At 73.1% G+C, this 17,601-nt stretch carries 16 protein-coding genes and 1 pseudogene; 11 read left to right on the forward strand and 6 right to left on the reverse strand.

The annotated features are described in order from the left end of the window. Positions 1–123: 123 nt before the first annotated feature. Positions 124–1,107: a WYL domain-containing protein gene (locus AB0O01_RS03225; RefSeq protein ID WP_365310509.1), complete on the forward strand. Its 984-nt coding sequence runs from the start codon at positions 124–126 to the stop codon at positions 1,105–1,107. Between the two features lie 56 nt (positions 1,108–1,163). Then, entirely contained in the window at positions 1,164–1,694 is a 531-nt protein-coding gene (locus AB0O01_RS03230) for a DUF4240 domain-containing protein (protein WP_365311216.1), read from the forward strand. Positions 1,695–1,897: 203 nt separating this feature from the next. On the opposite strand, the pseudogene AB0O01_RS03235 reads toward AB0O01_RS03230, so the two are convergent. Continuing rightward, positions 1,898–2,695: pseudogene (locus AB0O01_RS03235) on the reverse strand (peptidoglycan recognition protein); the annotation flags it as partial. Positions 2,696–3,116: 421 nt separating this feature from the next. On the opposite strand from AB0O01_RS03235, the gene AB0O01_RS03240 reads away from it, so the two are divergent. Next, the gene (locus AB0O01_RS03240; RefSeq protein WP_365310511.1) at positions 3,117–4,301 is read left to right on the forward strand and encodes a MarP family serine protease; all 1,185 of its coding nucleotides are present in this window, start codon (positions 3,117–3,119) and stop codon (positions 4,299–4,301) included. Positions 4,302–4,324: 23 nt separating this feature from the next. On the opposite strand, the gene AB0O01_RS03245 is transcribed toward AB0O01_RS03240, so the two are convergent. Then, positions 4,325–4,822 (reverse strand): GNAT family N-acetyltransferase, encoded by a 498-nt coding sequence (locus AB0O01_RS03245; RefSeq protein ID WP_365310513.1) that lies wholly within the window; start codon positions 4,820–4,822, stop codon positions 4,325–4,327. Between the two features lie 106 nt (positions 4,823–4,928). Here AB0O01_RS03245 and AB0O01_RS03250 point away from each other — a divergent pair, with 106 nt between their 5' ends. Together AB0O01_RS03250 and AB0O01_RS03255 are read left to right on the forward strand one after the other, a co-directional pair. After that, positions 4,929–5,828 carry a TIGR01777 family oxidoreductase gene (locus AB0O01_RS03250; RefSeq protein ID WP_365310515.1) on the forward strand — a complete coding sequence of 300 codons (900 nt, stop codon included), beginning with the start codon at positions 4,929–4,931 and terminating at the stop codon, positions 5,826–5,828. Positions 5,829–6,233: 405 nt separating this feature from the next. Continuing rightward, the gene (locus AB0O01_RS03255; protein WP_365310517.1) at positions 6,234–7,601 is read left to right on the forward strand and encodes an NAD(P)/FAD-dependent oxidoreductase; all 1,368 of its coding nucleotides are present in this window, start codon (positions 6,234–6,236) and stop codon (positions 7,599–7,601) included. Between the two features lie 261 nt (positions 7,602–7,862). On the opposite strand, the gene AB0O01_RS03260 is transcribed toward AB0O01_RS03255, so the two are convergent. Next, positions 7,863–9,302, reverse strand: a complete 1,440-nt coding sequence (locus tag AB0O01_RS03260) for a regulator (protein WP_365310519.1) — start codon at positions 9,300–9,302, stop codon at positions 7,863–7,865. A 237-nt stretch (positions 9,303–9,539) separates the two neighbouring features. Between AB0O01_RS03260 and lipB the strand changes: the two genes are divergently transcribed. From lipB to AB0O01_RS03280, 4 genes are all read left to right on the forward strand, one after another. Next, positions 9,540–10,340, forward strand: a complete 801-nt coding sequence (lipB, locus tag AB0O01_RS03265) for a lipoyl(octanoyl) transferase LipB (RefSeq protein WP_365310521.1) — start codon at positions 9,540–9,542, stop codon at positions 10,338–10,340. Positions 10,341–10,492: 152 nt separating this feature from the next. Next, positions 10,493–11,458 (forward strand): lipoyl synthase, encoded by a 966-nt coding sequence (lipA, locus tag AB0O01_RS03270; RefSeq protein ID WP_365310524.1) that lies wholly within the window; start codon positions 10,493–10,495, stop codon positions 11,456–11,458. A 328-nt stretch (positions 11,459–11,786) separates the two neighbouring features. After that, complete coding sequence (locus tag AB0O01_RS03275) at positions 11,787–11,987, forward strand: hypothetical protein (RefSeq protein ID WP_365310526.1); 201 nt, start codon at positions 11,787–11,789, stop codon at positions 11,985–11,987. Positions 11,988–12,091: 104 nt separating this feature from the next. Continuing rightward, a complete protein-coding gene (locus AB0O01_RS03280) occupies positions 12,092–12,796 on the forward strand; it encodes a DUF4191 domain-containing protein (RefSeq protein ID WP_365310528.1) in 705 nt (234 codons plus the stop codon). A gap of 25 nt (positions 12,797–12,821) precedes the next feature. On the opposite strand, the gene AB0O01_RS03285 is transcribed toward AB0O01_RS03280, so the two are convergent. The 3 genes from AB0O01_RS03285 to AB0O01_RS03295 form a co-directional block, all read right to left on the reverse strand. Next, positions 12,822–13,262 (reverse strand): flavin reductase family protein, encoded by a 441-nt coding sequence (locus tag AB0O01_RS03285; RefSeq protein ID WP_365311217.1) that lies wholly within the window; start codon positions 13,260–13,262, stop codon positions 12,822–12,824. A gap of 253 nt (positions 13,263–13,515) precedes the next feature. Continuing rightward, positions 13,516–14,718: an acyl-CoA dehydrogenase family protein gene (locus AB0O01_RS03290; RefSeq protein ID WP_365310530.1), complete on the reverse strand. Its 1,203-nt coding sequence runs from the start codon at positions 14,716–14,718 to the stop codon at positions 13,516–13,518. 172 nt (positions 14,719–14,890) lie between these two features. Then, complete coding sequence (locus AB0O01_RS03295) at positions 14,891–15,361, reverse strand: RDD family protein (protein ID WP_365310532.1); 471 nt, start codon at positions 15,359–15,361, stop codon at positions 14,891–14,893. A 262-nt stretch (positions 15,362–15,623) separates the two neighbouring features. On the opposite strand from AB0O01_RS03295, the gene glnA reads away from it, so the two are divergent. Both glnA and AB0O01_RS03305 read left to right on the forward strand, forming a co-directional pair. After that, on the forward strand, positions 15,624–17,033 hold the full coding sequence (gene glnA, locus AB0O01_RS03300; protein WP_365310534.1) for a type I glutamate--ammonia ligase: 1,410 nt from the start codon (positions 15,624–15,626) through the stop codon (positions 17,031–17,033). A gap of 175 nt (positions 17,034–17,208) precedes the next feature. Then, the gene (locus tag AB0O01_RS03305; protein WP_365310536.1) at positions 17,209–17,520 is read left to right on the forward strand and encodes a hypothetical protein; all 312 of its coding nucleotides are present in this window, start codon (positions 17,209–17,211) and stop codon (positions 17,518–17,520) included. The last annotated feature ends 81 nt before the right edge of the window (positions 17,521–17,601 follow it).

The raw sequence follows: 17,601 nt of genomic DNA on the forward strand, positions 1-17,601 counted from the left end.
AAGACCAGTTCCCCGCGCCCCTAAAGGCTTTTCAGGGGCGCGGGGAACTGCGCGACCAGCCACGAACCGGGCCGCACCCGAAAACCGACCCCGTCCCCCGGCGCTCCCCGCAAAATATGACCCATGCGCGCTGCCCGTCTCATCAAAATGGTCCTGCTGCTCCAGTCCCGCCCCTCCATGACCGCCGCCGAGCTGGCGCGGGAGCTGGAGGTGTCGGAGCGGACCGTGACGCGGGACGCGCAGGCCCTGTCGGAGGCGGGCGTCCCGGTGTACGCGGACCGGGGCCGGGCCGGCGGATACCGCCTGGTCGGCGGGTACCGCACCCGGCTGACCGGGCTCGCCCGCAGCGAGGCGGAGGCGCTGTTCCTCTCCGGCGTGCCGGGCGCGCTGCGCGAGATGGGGCTGGAGGACGCGGCCTCGGCGGCCCGCCTGAAGGTGTCCGCCGCCCTGATGCCGTCCCTGCGGGACGCCTCCCGTACCGCCGCGCAGCGGTTCCATCTGGACGCCCCGAACTGGTTCCGTGAGCCCCCGACCCCCGCGCTGCTGCCCGCCGTCGCCGACGCGGTGTGGGACGACCGGGAGGTCACCGCCCGCTACCGGCGCGGGGACGGCGAGGTGGAGCGGCGGCTGGAACCGTACGGGCTCGTGCTGAAGGCCGGGGTCTGGTACCTGTGCGCGCGGGTCGCGGAGCCGGGGACCTTCCGGACGTACCGCATCGACCGGTTCACCTCGGTGGAGCCGGGCGCGGAGCGGTTCGCGCGCGACGAGGGGTTCGATCTGCCGGGTTTCTGGGCGGAGCAGGCACTGCGGTTCACCCGCTCGCTGCTGCGCGCCGAGGTCGTCGTCCGGCTGTCGGCGGAGGGGCTGCGCAGGCTGCCGTACGTCGTGGATCCGGTGGCGGCGCGGGACGTCCTGGAGGCGGCGGAGCCGGACGCGCGGGGGTGGGCCACGGTCACCCTGCGGGTGGAGTCCGAGGAGGTCGCCCACACCCAGCTCATGGCGCTCGGTCCGGAGGTGGAGGTGGTGGCCCCGGCGGCGCTGCGCAAACGGTTCGCCAGGGACGCCGGGCGGCAGGCGGCGCTGTACCGCGCGGGCGCCGGTCGATAACGATCCGCCCCACTCCGCGTGCGGCTCCCGCGCCGAGGCCCGATGCTGGTGGCGTGATGGACGAGACGGAGTTCTGGGAGCTGGTGGACGCCACCCGCGAGGCCGCCGAGGGCGACCCGGACGAGCAGGCCGATCTGCTGGTCGACCGGCTGCTCCAGATGGAGCCCGATCTGGTCCTGGACTTCGCCCGGCACTTCGAGGCCCGCTACAACCGCGCCTACCGCTGGGATCTGTGGGGTGCCGCCTGGGTGCTGCTGGACGGCGCCAGCGACGACGCCTTCGACTTCTTCCGCTGCTGGCTGATCGGCCAGGGCCGGGAGGTGTACGAGGGCGCCCTGCACGACCCGGACGCGCTGGCCGATCTCCTGGACGACTTCGACGAGGAGATCGACGGCGACGGGGAGGAGCTGGGGTACGCGGCGGACGAGGCGTACGAGCAGCTCACCGGCACGGTCGCGCCGGATCTGGGGATCGCCCCGGCACTCTCGGAACCGGAGGGCACACCGGTCGACTTCGAGAACGAGCGGGTGCTGGCCGAGCGCTATCCCCGGCTGTGGGACCGCTTCAAGGAGTACGTCAAGGAGTAGTCAAGGAGTAGTAGTCAAGGAGTAGGGGTCCCGGACCTGAGCAGCAGACCCGGGTTGACGGGGGCGGTGCCGGGCGGCAGCAACGGCACCCCTGACGGCACAGCGGCGGACGGCACCGCCGTCGGCCCCGTGGGCGCGGCTGTGGACGCGGGCGTGGACGCGGGCGTCGTCGGCTCATCCGGACGCAGGCCCGGCGCCGGGGCGCGGCCCTGGAGGCGGGCCGCGCGTTCCCGGATCTCCGGCAGGCGGGCCGTCAGCGCGGCGCCGGGGCAACTGGTCATGAAGCCGTCGTTGTGCCCGGCGATCGACGGGAGCACCGCCGGGGTGCCGGAGACGTACCGGCTGAGGCTGTTGCTGGAGACCAGCCGGACCCTGCCCCGGGGGTCGGCCCCGGCCAGCCCCAGTTTCCAGGCGGCGAGCCCGGCGATGGCGTCGGTCATCACCCGCGGCACCTCGGCCCCGGCGGTGAAGGTGCCGATGGCGGCGATCCCGGCGGTGCGGTGGTTGAAGCCCTGGGTGTGGGCGCCGGTGACGGCCCGGGTGACGCCGCCCGCGCGGCCCTCGTAGACGACTCCGCAGCGGTCGACGAGGAAGTTGTAGCCGATGTCGTCCCAGTCGCGGACGCCGGTCTGCCCGGCGGACAGGGCGCGGATGATATTGGGGGTGTCGGCGCAGTCGTAGCCGTTGGGCGAGTCGGTGTGGTGGACGAAGACGGCGACGACCTTGTCGTCGTAGCGCGGCGTGGGGCGGCCGGGGGCCTCGGGGGCGGCGAGCCAGGCGGAGCGGGGCAGGATCGACGGCCGGGGGGCGCCGTGCGCGGCGGGCCGGGCGGCGAGCTTGCGGACGGCCTCGGCCTCGGCCGCACCCTCGCGTTCCACGCCCGAGGCGCACAGGCCGAGCACGGTCACGGCGGCGGCCCCGGGCAGACAGGCCAGCGCGAGCACGGCGGCCCGGGGCAGCCTGACCGGGCGGAGCCGAGCCGGCAACTGCATACGGGGCATACGGGGCACACGGGGCAGGCGTGGCAGCCTGACCGGGCGGAGCGGAAACCGGCGGGGCAAGCGGGTCGGACGGGGCGCCGCGCGGCGGTCGCCGAAGTGCCGCCGCACGGCGGCGCGCGACCGGCGTACGGCGTCCCGGGACCGGCGCACGGCGTCGCCGGATCGGCGCACGGCGTCGCGGCAGCGTCGCGCGGCGCCGGGTGCGGCGTTGCGCCAGGAGGGGGCACGCATGATCCCACTCTGGGTGCCCGCCGGACCGTCCGCGATGTGTGCTGTGCCACCTGGTGGAACCATCGTCCCGGTCCGCGACGTTTTCCGCGGTACAGACAGTGCCGTGCCCGTCGCGGGCGGTGGCGCTGATCACCGGTCCCGTGGCGCGCGTATGAAGGGGTGCGCACGGTCCGAGCGAAGGGCGGCACCCATGGACCTGCTCGACATCCTGCTGCTTGTGGTGATCGTGGTGTACGCGGCCTCCGGGTACCGCAGAGGGCTGGTGGCGGGCTGTGTGTCGCTGGCCGGGTTCGTGGGCGGGGCGGCGATCGGGGTGTGGATCCTGCCGTGGGTGATGGACCTGGTCACGGCGGGCACGACGGCGGCGACGGTGACGGCGGTGTGCACGGTGCTGGTGCCTGCGGTGCTGGGCCATGAGCTGGCCGGGCGGCTGGCGCTGCGACTGCGGCACGAGCTGGACCGGGGGCCGCTGCGGGTGGCCGACGGGATCGGCGGGGCGGTCGCCAACGCGGCGGCGGCGCTGATCGTGGCGTGGGTCGCGGCGAGTGTGCTGGCCGCCTCCTCCTCGCCGCTGCTGACCAACGCCATCCGGGACTCCCGGCTGCTGGGCACGGTGCAGGACGTGATGCCGGAGACCACTCCGGCCTGGTTCTCGGGGGCCACCTCGGCGCTGACGGAGGCGGGGTTCCCGCAGGTCTTCAACCCGTTCGAGAACGAGTCGACGGCGGAGGTGGCCGAGCCGTCCGGCGACAGTGTCACGGCCGCCGCGACCGCCGCCGCCCAGCGCAGCACGGTGAAGGTGGAGGGCGTGGTGGGCGACCAGGGGCGCGAGGGCAGCGGGTTCGTGTACGCGCGGGAGCGGGTGATGACCAACGCCCATGTGGTGGCCGGGATCGACAGGCCGACGGTCCGGGTCGGCGGCGTCGGGCGGGCGTACGAGGCGCGGGTGGTGCTGTTCGACCCGGACAAGGACGTGGCGGTGCTGTACGTGCCGGCGCTGACGGCCCCCGCGCTGTCCTTCGACGACTCCGCCGCGCGCGGGGACGCGGCGGTGGTCGCCGGTTATCCGCAGGACGGCGGTCTGGACCTCCAGGCGGCGACGGTCGCGAGCCGGGTGGACGCGCGCGGGCAGAACATCTACAGCGACGCGACCGTCACCCGGGAGATCTACTCGATCCGCTCCACGGTCCGGCCGGGCAACTCCGGCGGCCCGCTGCTGACCACGGACGGCCGGGTGTTCGGCGTGGTCTTCGCCCGCTCCACCTCGGACCCGCAGACGGGGTACGTGCTGACGGCGGCGGAGGTGTCGGCGGACGCGGAGCGCGCGGCGCGGGCGACGGCCCCGGTGGACACCGGGGAACCGACGACGACCTGACGACGGCCTGACCGGCGCGCCCGCTACAGCGGACGGGCCATGAGGACATCGTCCACATAGCTCCCGTCGAGGAAGAACTCCTCCGGCTGGACGCCCTCGACCACGAACCCCTCGGAGGCGTAGAGCGCGCGGGCGGCGGTGTTGTGGCCGAGGACGCGCAGGGAGATCCGGCGGGCGCCCCGGGCGCGGGCCTCCTCGACGGCGGCCCGCACCAGCGCCCGTCCGATGCCGTGCCCGCGGGCCCCCTCGGCGACGGCGAGCCCGCGGATCTGGCGCACATGGGCGTTGGAGGCGAGTTCGGTGGGGAACCCGATCCGGACATAGCCGACGACCTGTCCGCCGAGTTCGGCGACGAAGTGGTCGAGGGGGCCGCTGCGCTTGCCGAAGAAGGGCTGGTCGGCGTCCGGCCGCGGGCTCACCGCGTGCAGCGGCGACCAGCTCTCCCGGTCGAGCCGGACGAGCGCGGCCTCGTCCTCGGGCAGGGCATGGCGTATATGGGGTGTTGGTTCTGGCGCGGGCATGCGCATCACTGTACGACCGCCCACCGCACCGGTCCCGCGGATTTCACCCGGCCCGGCGGGACCCCGTCACCAGCGCCCCGCCGGGCCGTGCGGGGAGAATGACCGCATGGAACGTTCGCGTATCGCGGTGGCCGGTGCGTCCGGTCTGATCGGTGGCTCCCTGGTCCGCTCCCTGACCGCCGACGGTCATGAGGTGGTACGGCTGGTGCGGCGCGAGCCGCGCGGCGGGGACGAGGTCCGCTGGGACCCGGAGGCGGGCCGCGTGGACGCGGCGGGCCTCGCGGGCTGTACGGCGGTGGTGAATCTGGCGGGCGCCGGGGTGGGCGACCGGCGCTGGTCGGACGCGTACAAGGAGCGGCTGCGGCGCGGCCGGATCGGGGGCACGGCGGCGCTGGCCGAGGCGCTCGCCGCGATGGAGGCGCCGCCGCGGGTGTTCGTGAACGGCAGCGCGATCGGCTACTACGGGCCGACCGGCGACCGCGCGGTGGACGAGAGCGCCCCGGCCGGTACCGGGTTCCTGGCGGAGATGTGCGGGGACTGGGAGGCGGCGGCGGCTCCGGCGGAGCGGGCCGGGGTGCGGACGGTGTTCCTGCGGACCGGGCTGGTGGTGGCGCGGGAGGGCGGGGCGTGGGCCCGGCTGTTCCCGCTGTTCCGGGCGGGGCTGGGCGGACGCCTCGGGGACGGCCGGCAGTACTGGTCCTTCATCGCCCTGCACGACGAGGTGGCCGCGATCCGGCATCTGCTGGACCGCGACGACCTGTCCGGCCCGTTCAACCTCACCGCCCCCGAGCCGCTGACGAACCGTGAGATCACCGAGGCGATGGGCCGGGTACTGCACCGCCCGACCCTCTTCGCGGTCCCCTCCCCCGTACTGCGGGCGGCGCTGGGCGAGATGTCCGGCGATGTCCTGGGCAGCCAACGGGTCCGCCCGACCCGCCTGCTGGAATCGGGATTCACCTTCGCGTTCCCGACGATCGAGGACACGGTCCGCGCGGCACTCCGCTAGGGGGCGACGCCCTTTCAGGGGCGCGGGGAACCGCGCACGCCCAGCACATCGACAGCCGGACCGCGCACGGCCAAGGACAACGCCCCGCATTTCAGGGGCGCTGGGGGCACCTCCTCTGGGGGAGGAACTGCGCGCCCAGCCCCCGACCGCCGTCACCCGGTGAACACCCCTCACCACCCCCTCCCAGGGGCGCGGGGAACTGCGCGACCAACCCCCACCCACCCGCACCCGACCCGCACCCCCACCCACGCCCCCCACCCCATGCCACCTCCGTGCGACCGTGACCCTGTGCGTGCGCGACTGACCTGGAAAGATCGCCTGCCTACCCTCGATCTGAACCCGGGTTTTCCCGGCGGCCACGGGGCATGAGGACTCCACCGGCCGCGCGACCTCAGGGAGGGGCACGTGCTTCAGCCCGCGTATCAGGCGGATGTCGTCGTGGTGGGAGCCGGGGTCGCCGGGCTCTCCGCCGCGCACAGGCTGACCAGCGCAGGAGTGTCGACCGCCGTACTGGAGGCCGCCCCCTGGGTGGGGGGCCGGATGGCGACGGAGAAGGTCGACGGGTTCCGGCTCGACCGGATCGGCCAGCTCCTGTCCACCGCGTTCCCCGAACTGCGCCGCACTCCGGGCCTGGACGGTCTGGTGCTCCGGTCGTTCGCCCCGGGCGTGCTGCTGCACAGTGACGGCCGTCTGCACCGCACGGGCACTCCGGCGAACGGAGGGAGCGCGAGGGGCGCACTTCACGCCGTACGCGCCCTGGCAAGCGCCCCACGCTCCCAGCCGCTCCCCCGGTCCCATCCGTCCCATCCGGCCGTACCGCGCCCGCTGGGCACCGCCATCGACCACGCCCGGCTGCGGACCGCGCTGGCCCGGCTCGCCGCGACGCCGGTGGAACGGGTGCTGGCCCGGCCCGAGGCGCCCGCCGGTCAGGCGCTCGCCGCGCGCGGGCTGCCCGCCCGTACCGTCGACGGCTTTCTGCGTCCGCTGCTCGCCGCGCTGCTGTGCGACCCGGAGCTGACCACGTCCAGCCGGTGCGCCGACCTCGCGCTGCGGGCGTTCGCCGCGGGCCGGCTCTGCCTCCCGGAGGGCGGCGCGGAGGCCCTCCCGGAACTCCTCTCCCGCACCCTGCCGCCGGACACCCTGCACACCGGGGTCCGGGTCACCGCGGTCTCCACGACCTCGGTGACCACCGCGGAGCACGGCGAGTTCCGGTGCCGCGCGGTGCTGCTGGCGACGGACGCCCGCAGCGCGGCGGACCTCCTGCCGGGCCTGCGGGTCCCGGACTTCCACCCGGTGACCGTGGTCCACCACACCACCGACGAACCGCCCCGCACCGGCACCGCGCTGCTCCTGGACGCCGACCGGGGCGGTCCGGTGGCGCACACGGCGGTGGTCAGCGCGGTGGACCCGACCCGGGCACCGCAGGGCCGCGCGCTGATCTCCTCGACGGTCCTGGGCGCTCCCCCGGCCGACCTGGACGCGGCGGTCCGCGCGCATCTGTCGCGGCTGTACGGGGTGGAGACACGGCGCTGGGAGACGCTGGCCGTCCACCACACCCCGGAGGCCGTCCCGGCGATGCGGGCGCCCCACGACCTGCGGCGCCCGGTGCGGGTGATGGCGGGCCTGTACGTGTGCGGCGACCACCGCGACACGAGCACGGTCCAGGGCGCCCTGCACTCCGGCCGCCGAGCCGCCGCCGCGATCGTCCGCGACCTGGGAGACACCACATCCCTCCACACCGCCGACCCGTCCCCAACGGTTCGCGCGGCATAGCCGCTTGAGGGGTGGTGGGGGCTGGGGGCGCGGGAAACCGCGCACGCCCAGCACATCGACGGCCGAACCTCACACCGCCAAGGCCAACGCCCCGCATTTCAGGGGCGCGAGGAACTGCGCGACCAGCCCCCCACAACCGGCCACCCGACAACCCACCTCACCCCCACCCCCCAGGGGCGCTGGGGGTGCCCCCTCTGGGGGAGCAACTGCGCACCCAACCCCACCCACCCGCACCCGCCCCACAACCGAACCCCCCACCCCTCACCCCAACCCCGCCACCCGCTCCCGATACCCCCGCACCGGCGCCGCATCCTTGTACGGCTCCAACCGCCGCTCGAAGTCCCGCACATACTCCAGCGCCCGCACCGACCGCATCTCCGCCGCCTGCCCGGCCGCCTCCGCCGCCAACTGGCACGCCTGCTCCAGCTCCCCCAGCCCCAGCCGCGCCGTCGCCAGCACCACCCGGCAGAACAGCCGGCTCCGCGCGAAGGCCGGCGCCCTCAGCAGCAACGACCGCTCCGCGTGCTGCGCCGCCGCCCGGAACTGCTGGAGATCCCGGTGCGAGTGCCCCAGCTCGTCGGCGAGCTGCGCCTCGTCGAAGAAGCGCGCCCAGTGCGGCACCTCGTCCCCGGGCCGGGCCACCTCCAGCGCCCGTTCGGCCCGCACCAGGGACGCGGTGCAGGCCCGTACCTCGCCGAGCACCCCGTGCCCGCGCGCCTCCGCCGCGTGCAGCAGCGCCTGCACCACCGGCGGCGCCACCCCGCCGACCCCCTGCTGGGCCACCCGCGCGAGTTGCACCGCCTCCCGCCCGTGCCCGAGATAGACGGCCTGCCGACTCATGGTGACCAGGACGTACGAGCCGTACCCCCGGTCCCCCGCCGCCTGCGCGAGCCGCAGCGCCTGCACGAAGTACCGCTGGGCGAGCCCGTGCGCGGCGATGTCGTACGAGGTCCAGCCCGCGAGCCGGGTGAGATCGGCGGCGGCGCTGAACAGCCGGCGGCCGGTCTGCTCGCCGTAGGTGCCGCGCAGCATCGGCTCGCACTCGTGTTCCAGATAGCGCACCAGCGCCTGCCGGGCGTGGCCGCCGCCGTACATGTGGTCCAGGGCACGGAACAGGTCGGCGACCGACCGCAGGGCGGCGATGTCCCCGCCGGAGACCTTGTGCCGGGGACCCCGGTCACCGGTCTGGCCGCGCTGCTTGGGCAGGCCGGGGCGGGCCTGCACCGGCACCCGCGGCGGTGGCTCGGCGCGGGCCACCCGGTCGTCGGGCTTGCCGATCAGCCAGTCCCGGCTGGGGACCACCAGCCCGGCCGCGGTGAACGCGATCTTGCGGAGTTCGGCGTGGCTGCCGGAGTCCTTGCGCCACAGCCCCCCGACGATGTCCACCGCCTCGTCGGGACTGCCGGCGAACTCCAGCCCGGCGTAGACGGGTGCGCAGGCGTCCAGGCCGAGGTCCTGGGCGGTGAGCCGGCGGCCGAGGCGGCGGGTGAAGACCTCGGCGATCAGCGCGGGTGTGGTGCCGCGCGGCTGCTGACCGCGCAGCCAGCGGGTGACGGACGTCTTGTCGTATCTGAGGTCGAGACCGTGCTCAAGACCGAGCTGGTCGACTCGACGGGCGAGACCTGCGTTGGAGAACCCCGCTTCTGCGATGAGCGCGGCGAGCTGGCGGTTGGGAGTGCGCTGCGCGGGTCGATCCGTCATCTGCGGTGCGATCTCCTGCCTTCCGGGCCGAAGGGCCCGGATTGCCTGTGAGCAGCCCTTATGGCCTCATGAACGGCGCGAATGTAGCGGAGGGTAGCCAGCCGGTCGCACACTTCCGCGTGCTTTCATCCGATCGTGTGAGGATTGCCTCAAGAGCTGACGCGCGGGCGGCGGACGTACAGTGGCGTGAGCGCATTACGTGCCTGGCACATGGATCGCCCTAGGGAGGCGCTTGCCGTGAGTGGATTGCGGTTCGTCCGCTTGGGATTCGGCGCGGACGCCGTCGAGTACCAGGAGGCGTGGGACGAGCAGCGCCGGGTGCACGCGGCCCGCTTCGCCGACGAGACCGAGGACACCGTACTGCTGCTGGAGCACCCGCCCGTGTACACCGCGGGGCGGCGCACCGCGGACAGCGAGCGGCCCCTGGACGGCACGCCGGTCATCGATGTGGACCGGGGCGGCAAGATCACCTGGCACGGTCCGGGCCAGTTGGTCGGCTACCCGATCCAGAAGCTGCCCCGCCCGGTGGACGTGGTGGCGCACGTCCGGCGGCTGGAGGAGGCCCTGATCCGGGTCTGCGCCGAGTTCGGCCTGGACACCACCCGGATCGAGGGCCGCAGCGGGGTGTGGGTGCTGGGCGACCCGGTCGAGCGGCGCCCGGCACCGGGCGGGCTCTCCCTGGACTTCGATCCCCGGCTGACGGACGACGAGTTCGACGCCCGGCTCAACGGCCCGGAGTACGCGCCCTCCAACGCGGGGCAGCGCCGGGAGGACCGCAAGATCGCGGCCATCGGCATCCGGGTCGCCAAGGGCGTCACCATGCACGGCTTCGCGCTCAATGTGAACCCCGACAACAAGTGGTTCGACCGGATCATCCCGTGCGGCATCCGGGACGCCGGGGTCGCGTCCCTGGCGAGCGAGCTGGGCCGGGACGTGACGGTCGAGGAGGTCGCCCCGGTGGTGGAGCGCCATCTGCGGGACGTCCTGGAGCACGCGGACCCGGCACCGCGCGTGATCGAGACGACTCCGGCGGCGTAGCGCCCCCGCACGCGGTCGGGCGTACCCTGAAAAGTCGCCGTACCACAGAAACACCGCGGCGGCCCGGAGAACACCGCCGCACCACCGAAACCGATTCGCCGCACCACGAAACCGATTCGCCGCACCACCACCGAATGACTAGGGAGCCGGTCGTGTCCGCAGTCTCACCCGACGGACGCAAGATGCTGCGCCTGGAGGTCCGCAACGCCCAGACCCCCATCGAGCGCAAGCCCGAGTGGATCAAGACGCGGGCGAAAATGGGCCCCGAGTACACGAAGATGCAGAACCTGGTGAAGAGCGAGGGCCTGCACACGGTCTGCCAGGAAGCCGGCTGCCCCAACATCTACGAGTGCTGGGAGGACCGCGAGGCGACCTTCCTCATCGGCGGCGACCAGTGCACCCGGCGCTGCGACTTCTGCCAGATCGACACCGGCAAGCCCGAGGCGCTGGACCGCGACGAGCCCCGCCGGGTCGGCGAGTCCGTCGTCACCATGGACCTGAACTACGCCACCATCACCGGCGTCGCCCGCGACGACCTGGCCGACGGCGGCGCCTGGCTGTACGCGGAGACCGTGCGCCAGATCCACGCCCAGACCGCCGGGCGCGAGGCCGGGCGGACCAAGGTGGAGCTGCTCGCCCCCGACTTCAACGCGGTGCCGGAGCAGTTGGCGGAGGTCTTCTCGTCCCGCCCCGAGGTCTTCGCGCACAATGTCGAGACCGTCCCGCGGATCTTCAAGCGCATCCGCCCCGGCTTCCGCTACGACCGCTCCCTGAAGGTGATCACCGCCGCCCGGGACGAGGGGCTGGTCACCAAGTCCAATCTGATCCTCGGTATGGGCGAGACCCGCGAGGAGGTCGGCGACGCGCTGCGCCAGTTGCACGACGCGGGCTGCGAGCTAGTCACCATCACCCAGTACCTGCGCCCCTCGGTGCGCCACCACCCGGTGGAGCGCTGGGTCAAGCCGCAGGAGTTCGTGGAGCTGAAGCAGGAGGCCGAGGAGATCGGCTTCTCCGGTGTCATGTCCGGCCCGCTGGTCCGCTCCTCCTACCGCGCCGGGCGGCTGTATCAGATGGCCGTCGAGAAGCGGGGTTCGTTCATCGCCGCGCAGGCCGTCTGAGGCGGGGTCAGCCGGGGGCGCGGCACCGCGCGTTGCGGCGCGCGTGTGAATTCGCGCACAAGTGACTACCCGGTGGTAGAACGCCGTGTGCCGCGGCCCCGCCCGTCCGCCCTGATGAGGGCGCACGCCGGGGCCGCGGCCCTGTGTGCGGGGTCCGCATCAAGGTTTCATGGGCGTTTGACCGGTCGGTCACGCCCTGGTAACACCGAGCAGTGACGCTGTATCCACGGCTGAACCGCTCGAACTACTTGAACTGCTCGAACTGCTTGAACCGCTCGAACTTCCGTTTGAGACTTTGAGGCACCATCCAGTCAGGGGGACCACCACCATGCAGGCCGCGCCCGTCCGCGCGACGGCGATCCCGTCGTTCACCACCGCCCTGCGGGCCGTCGAGTCGCTGCTCATGAGCGGCGGCCAGCGCACCGCCCGGCGCAACGCCTGGACCTCCGTCCTGGAGGACCGCCGCCGCGCCAAGGACCGGGTCGAGGCGGAGCGCGTCCTCGACCAGACGTTCACCGCCCGCTCCTGACTCCCGGCGTCTCCGGCAGGTCCCCTGTCCTCCCGGCACCCCCGGCAGGTCCCGTGACCGCACCGCCGTCGAAGGCGGCGCGGGAGACACGTAGACTTCGTGGCATGGCGAGGAAGGAATCCGCGGCGGACGCCGCGAACCCCGGGCGACTGAAGCAGATCGCTCTGACCTACAAGATGACCCGCAGGGCCGACAAGAAGATCGGTCTGGTGCTCGCGGCTGTCGGAATCGGCATCCTCGGTGTCTTCCTCGCGATCGGATTCTTGATCGGTCACCCCATCTATCTCGGCATCCTGGGCTTTCTGCTCGCCTTCCTCGGGACGGCGATCGTGTTCGGGCGCCGGGCCGAGCGGGCCGCCTTCGGGCAGATGGAGGGCCAGCCGGGCGCCGCCGCGGCGGTGCTCGACAACATCGGCCGGGGCTGGTCCACGACCCCCGCGGTGGCGATGAACCGCAGCCAGGACGTGGTGCACCGGGCGGTCGGCAAGGCCGGCATCGTGCTGGTCGCCGAGGGCAACCCGAACCGGGTCAAGAGCCTGCTGGCCGCCGAGAAGAAGAAGATGAACCGGGTCGTGGCCGATGTACCGGTGCACGATCTGATCGTGGGCACCGGCGAGGGCCAGACCGAGCTGAAGAAGCTCCGCACCACCATGCTGAAGCTCCCCCGGGTGCTGACCGGCCCGCAGGTGACCGCCACCAACGACCGGCTGCGCGCCATGGGCGACCTGATGAGCAACATGCCGCTGCCGAAGGGGCCCATGCCGAAGGGCATGAAACTCCCGAAGGGCGGCACCCCCCGCACCCGCTGAGCAGCCCGCTGAGCGGCACGGCCGATCACGTCAGCGACCGGAACGACCGGTCGTAGTAGATCATCGGCGAGCCCTCGCCCAGCCGTACCCCCGTCACCCGGCCGATCAGGACCATGTGGTCCCCGGCCGGGTGTCGTGCGTGCAGGACGCAGTCCAGCTCGGACAGGGCCCGCTCGACCGTGGGCAGTCCGCGCGGGCTGAGCCGCAGCCCGCCGCCCGCGAACTTGTCGGCGCCCTTGGTGGCGAACCGCACCGCGAGCCCCCGGTGCACCGGGGAGAGCACACTCACCGCGAAGTGGTCGCAGCGGGCGAAGGAGGCCGCCGAGTCGGCGGAGTTCGCCAGACAGACCAGGATCATGGGCGGCGCCAGCGACACCGAGCAGAACGAGCTGGCGGTGAATCCTCTCGGGGAGCCGTCGGGGCAGCGGGTGGTGACCACCACCACTCCCGACGGGAAGCGGGCCATCGCGGCCCGGAAGTCGTCGGAGGCCACATGGGCCTCGGCTATGTCTCCCACATCTCCCGTATCCGCCCTACCGGATACGGCCACTGGAGCGGGTTGATCTCGCTGAACCTGTCGGTCCTGTTGGTCCGTCATGACGGCGCACCACCTGTCGGCCTCGCCGGCGATTCACTGTCCGTGACCACGGGGCGGCTAGAGCGTCACCGGCATCAGCTCGACTATGCAGCCGCGCGCGGCGGCCAGCAACCGGACCCGGTCACCGCACGGGCCCCGCGCCCCGGCCCCCACTCCCACCCTCACCATCGCTCCCGCCGCCCAGCGCCCAGGCGCCGTAGGCCGCGCCGGTGGTCTCGAAGGAGAGCGCCACATGCGAGGCGGCGCTGTTCAGGTCCCGCCAGAAGCGCTGGACGGGGTCGCCGAGGTCCTGTCCGGAGGTGCCGCTCGCCCGGAACACCCGGTCGACGGCGGAGACCAGCAGTTCGACGGCGAGCGCCAGGTCCCGGGGTCCCCGGACGGCGGCCTCGGCCTCCGGCGGTGTGAGCGTCCCGTCGGCGACGGCGGCGGTGCGGTGCAGCAGCAGCTCGGCGGCGTCCGTCTCGGCGGCGGAGCGGGCCAGCGCGACCTGGATGGCGCTCTGCCCGGCGACGGCGTTGCCCCGCCGGTCGACCCGGGTCCCGGTCCGCTCTGTCCAGGCGCGCAGCGCCCCGCGGGCGGCGCCGGCCAGCGGCCCGGCGAAGGGCAGCGCGTTCACGGCGTACATCGGCACCAGATGGCAGCGCGCGTCGGACGCGGGTGCCCGCCCCGCGTGCACATCGGCGCGCGCGAGCGTACGGTGCTCCGGCACGAAGACGTCGTCGAGGGCGAGGGTGTCGCTGCCGGTGCCGCGCATCCCGACCGGGTTCCAGCTCTCGATCACGGAGTAGTCGCCGCGCGGTACGGCGAAGTACCGCACCGGGGGCCGCCCGCCGGGCCCGGGGGTGTCGGTGCCGTCGGCCGGGACGGGCGCGCAGGCCAGCGCCCAGTCGGCGCAGTGCACCCCGCTGATGTACTTCCACTCGCCGCCGAGCCGCCAGCCGCCGGTGACCCGTTCGGCGGTACCGGCCGGCATCAGTGCGGCGGCGAGCAGGGCGTCGGGCCCGTCGGCCCAGATCTCGGTCTGCCCCTTCTCCGGCAGATAGGCGGCGTACCGCCCGGCGTAGGCGGCGAGCGAGGCCGCCCACCCGGCCGAGGTGCAGCCCTCGGCGACGACGGCGACGGCCGAGGTCAGCTCGGTGAAGGTGCCGGTCTCACCGCCGTAGGCGGCCGGGACGAAGTGCCGGGCGAAACCGGCCTCCCGTACGGCGTCCACCACCTCCGGCGTCAGCCGCCGGGCCCGCTCCGCCTCGTCCGCGCCGCGTGCCGCGGCCTCGGCGACCCGGGCCGCCTTGTGCACGATCGTCGTCGGTCCGTCGTAGGACATCTGTCCACCACCTCCACACCCGATGGGGGCAGTGTTCCGGGCGGCGGGGACGGCTCCCGGAATCCGGCCCGCGACGGGCCGTCCGGTCACCCGACCGGCGTCAGCGCGACGGGCCCGGTCTCAGATGCGGCCCGGTCTCGGATACGGGCCGGTCTCGGATACGGGCCCGGTCTCAGATACGGACCTCGACCGTGCGGGCCAGCCGGTCGTGCAGGCCGCGTCCGTCGCGGTCCCAGATCAGCGCGGGGACGGCGAGGCAGAGCAGCACCGTGCGGACCAGGGCGCGGACGGGCCGGACGGTGCCGGTGTCGAGGGCGACGACCCGCAGGCCGAAGAGGCGCTTGCCGGGGGTGAAGCCGAGGGTGGAGACGGTGAGGGCGCCGAGCACGAAGAAGATCAGCAGGGTCCAGTTACTGGTCGCCTGCGACTGGTAGCCGTCCGTGATGAGACTGTATGCGATCAAGAAGCACAGGGCCCAGTCGAGGAGCAGCGCGCCCAGCCGGCGCCCGGGGCGCGCGATCGAGCCGGGTCCCCGCTCGGGCAGACCGAGCTGCTTGCCCGGGTGGCCGAAGTCGGCTCCTGCTTCCTCCATGGCGGCGCGCGGGCCGGAGAGCCACGATCCGATTGCTTGCCTCTTGTCCACCCGACCACGGTACTCGGCCCCCCTGCCGGACGGTCACGCCGGGGTGCGCCGGGACCGGGGCGGGAGCAGGGTGGGACGGAACGGGACCGGAACCGATCCGGGCGGAACGGCGCAGACCAGAGCCTGGTTAACTTCAGCGAAACAAATGGGTCACGCCCGAGAAATCACGCCTCCCTAGGGTCGGAGCTCGGCGTGTGCCACCGCACCGGCCGCACGAACGATCAACCACCCCGGCGGGACGGTCGGGAGTAGGAGGAGCTGGATGTTCCAGAACGCCGACGAGGCCAAGAAGTTCATCGCGGACGAGGACGTCAAGTTCGTCGACGTCCGGTTCTGCGACCTGCCGGGCGTGATGCAGCACTTCACGGTGCCCGTCGAGGCGTTCGACGCGGACGAGGAGCTGGCGTTCGACGGCTCCTCCATCCGCGGTTTCCAGGCCATCCACGAGTCGGACATGGCCCTGCGCGCCGATCTGTCGACGGCCCGGGTGGACCCCTTCCGCCGGGACAAGACCCTCAACATCAACTTCTTCATCCACGACCCGATCACCGGCGAGCAGTACAGCCGTGACCCGCGGAACGTGGCGAAGAAGGCGGAGGCGTACCTGGCGTCGACGGGCATCGCCGACACCGCGTACTTCGGCCCGGAGGCGGAGTTCTACGTCTTCGACTCGGTCCGTTTCGCCACCTCGGCGAACGAGTCCTTCTACCACATCGACTCCGAGGCGGGCGCCTGGAACACCGGTGCGGTGGAGAACAACCGCGGGTACAAGGTCCGCTACAAGGGCGGCTACTTCCCGACCCCGCCGGTCGACCACTTCGCCGACCTGCGCGCGGAGATCTCCCTGGAGCTGGACCGCGCGGGCCTGAAGGTCGAGCGCCAGCACCACGAGGTGGGCACCGCCGGGCAGGCGGAGATCAACTACAAGTTCAACACCCTGCTGGCCGCGGCCGACGACCTCCAGCTCTTCAAGTACATCGTGAAGAACGTGGCCTGGCGCAACGGCAAGACCGCGACCTTCATGCCGAAGCCGATCTTCGGCGACAACGGCTCGGGCATGCACGTCCACCAGTCCCTGTGGGCCAACGGCGACCCGCTGTTCTACGACGAGGCCGGTTACGCGGGCCTGTCGGACACCGCCCGCTACTACATCGGCGGCATCCTCAAGCACGCCCCGTCGCTGCTGGCCTTCACCAACCCGACGGTGAACTCCTACCACCGCCTGGTCCCGGGCTTCGAGGCGCCGATCAACCTGGTGTACTCGCAGCGCAACCGCTCCGCCGCGATGCGTATCCCGATCACCGGCTCGAACCCGAAGGCCAAGCGCGTCGAGTTCCGCGCCCCGGACTCCTCCGGCAACCCGTACCTGGCCTTCTCCGCCCTGCTCCTCGCGGGCCTGGACGGCATCAAGAACAAGATCGAGCCCGCCGAGCCGATCGACAAGGACCTCTACGAGCTGGCGCCCGAGGAGCACGCGAGCGTCGCCCAGGTCCCGACCTCCCTCCCGGCCGTCCTGGACTCCCTGGAGCGCGACCACGAGTTCCTCCTGGCCGGCGATGTCTTCACGTCCGACCTGATCGAGACGTGGATCGACTTCAAGCGCGCCAACGAGATCGCTCCGCTCCAGCTCCGCCCGCACCCGCACGAGTTCGAGCTGTACTTCGACGTGTGATCGGTGTGTGATCGGTGTGTGATCGGTGTGCGGTCGGCCTTCGGTGACCGGCCGCTGATCAAGGCGTGATACGCCCGTGCCCCATCGCCCTGCCCGGCGGTGGGGCACGGGCGTATGTTCTAAGCGAGAGCCCTGATCGTGGGGCCGTGGACGGGACGCGGGGGTGTGCCGGGAGATGGGTGAGCAGGGTCGGGGCGAGCGGGAGCCGCAGGGGGAGTCCGGGGACGAGGAGTTCGACTTCCGGTGGGCGGCGGGGGCCGAGGTGAAGGAGCCTTCGGCGCGGGCGCGGATGCTGGCCGCCCGGTGGAAGGAGAATCCGCCCGGACCCGTGCCGTTCCGGGGGGAACCGGAGGGGCGGCGCAGGCGGCGGGTGCGGGTGCGGTGGCCTGCGCGGCGGTCGCCGTGGGGGTCCGTGGTGGTGGTGATCGGGGGGCTGGTGACGGTGATCGTGCTGCTGGGGTTCTTCGGATTCCGGGCGCCCTTCTGAGCGCGCTGACGCCGGGCTTATTGATCTCGGGTGAACGCAGGCTTTGCAGGTCCCTGGGGTGATCGGGATCGTTGTATGGGA

Origin of the sequence: Streptomyces sp. NPDC093252 (assembly GCF_040683675.1) — a bacterium.
Lineage (GTDB): Bacteria > Actinomycetota > Actinomycetes > Streptomycetales > Streptomycetaceae > Streptomyces.

Bases quoted from the DNA above. Each gene is read 5' to 3' on its own strand.
- AB0O01_RS03225 (WP_365310509.1), top strand. From the start codon at position 124: ATGCGCGCTGCCCGTCTCATCAAAATGGTCCTGCTGCTCCAGTCCCGC.
- AB0O01_RS03230 (WP_365311216.1), top strand. From the start codon at position 1,164: ATGGACGAGACGGAGTTCTGGGAGCTGGTGGACGCCACCCGCGAGGCC.
- AB0O01_RS03240 (WP_365310511.1), top strand. From the start codon at position 3,117: ATGGACCTGCTCGACATCCTGCTGCTTGTGGTGATCGTGGTGTACGCG.
- AB0O01_RS03245 (WP_365310513.1), bottom strand. From the start codon at position 4,822: ATGCCCGCGCCAGAACCAACACCCCATATACGCCATGCCCTGCCCGAG.
- AB0O01_RS03250 (WP_365310515.1), top strand. From the start codon at position 4,929: ATGGAACGTTCGCGTATCGCGGTGGCCGGTGCGTCCGGTCTGATCGGT.
- AB0O01_RS03260 (WP_365310519.1), bottom strand. From the start codon at position 9,302: ATGACGGATCGACCCGCGCAGCGCACTCCCAACCGCCAGCTCGCCGCG.
- AB0O01_RS03275 (WP_365310526.1), top strand. From the start codon at position 11,787: ATGCAGGCCGCGCCCGTCCGCGCGACGGCGATCCCGTCGTTCACCACC.
- AB0O01_RS03280 (WP_365310528.1), top strand. From the start codon at position 12,092: ATGGCGAGGAAGGAATCCGCGGCGGACGCCGCGAACCCCGGGCGACTG.
- AB0O01_RS03285 (WP_365311217.1), bottom strand. From the start codon at position 13,262: ATGGCCCGCTTCCCGTCGGGAGTGGTGGTGGTCACCACCCGCTGCCCC.
- AB0O01_RS03290 (WP_365310530.1), bottom strand. From the start codon at position 14,718: ATGTCCTACGACGGACCGACGACGATCGTGCACAAGGCGGCCCGGGTC.
- glnA (WP_365310534.1), top strand. From the start codon at position 15,624: ATGTTCCAGAACGCCGACGAGGCCAAGAAGTTCATCGCGGACGAGGAC.
- AB0O01_RS03305 (WP_365310536.1), top strand. From the start codon at position 17,209: ATGGGTGAGCAGGGTCGGGGCGAGCGGGAGCCGCAGGGGGAGTCCGGG.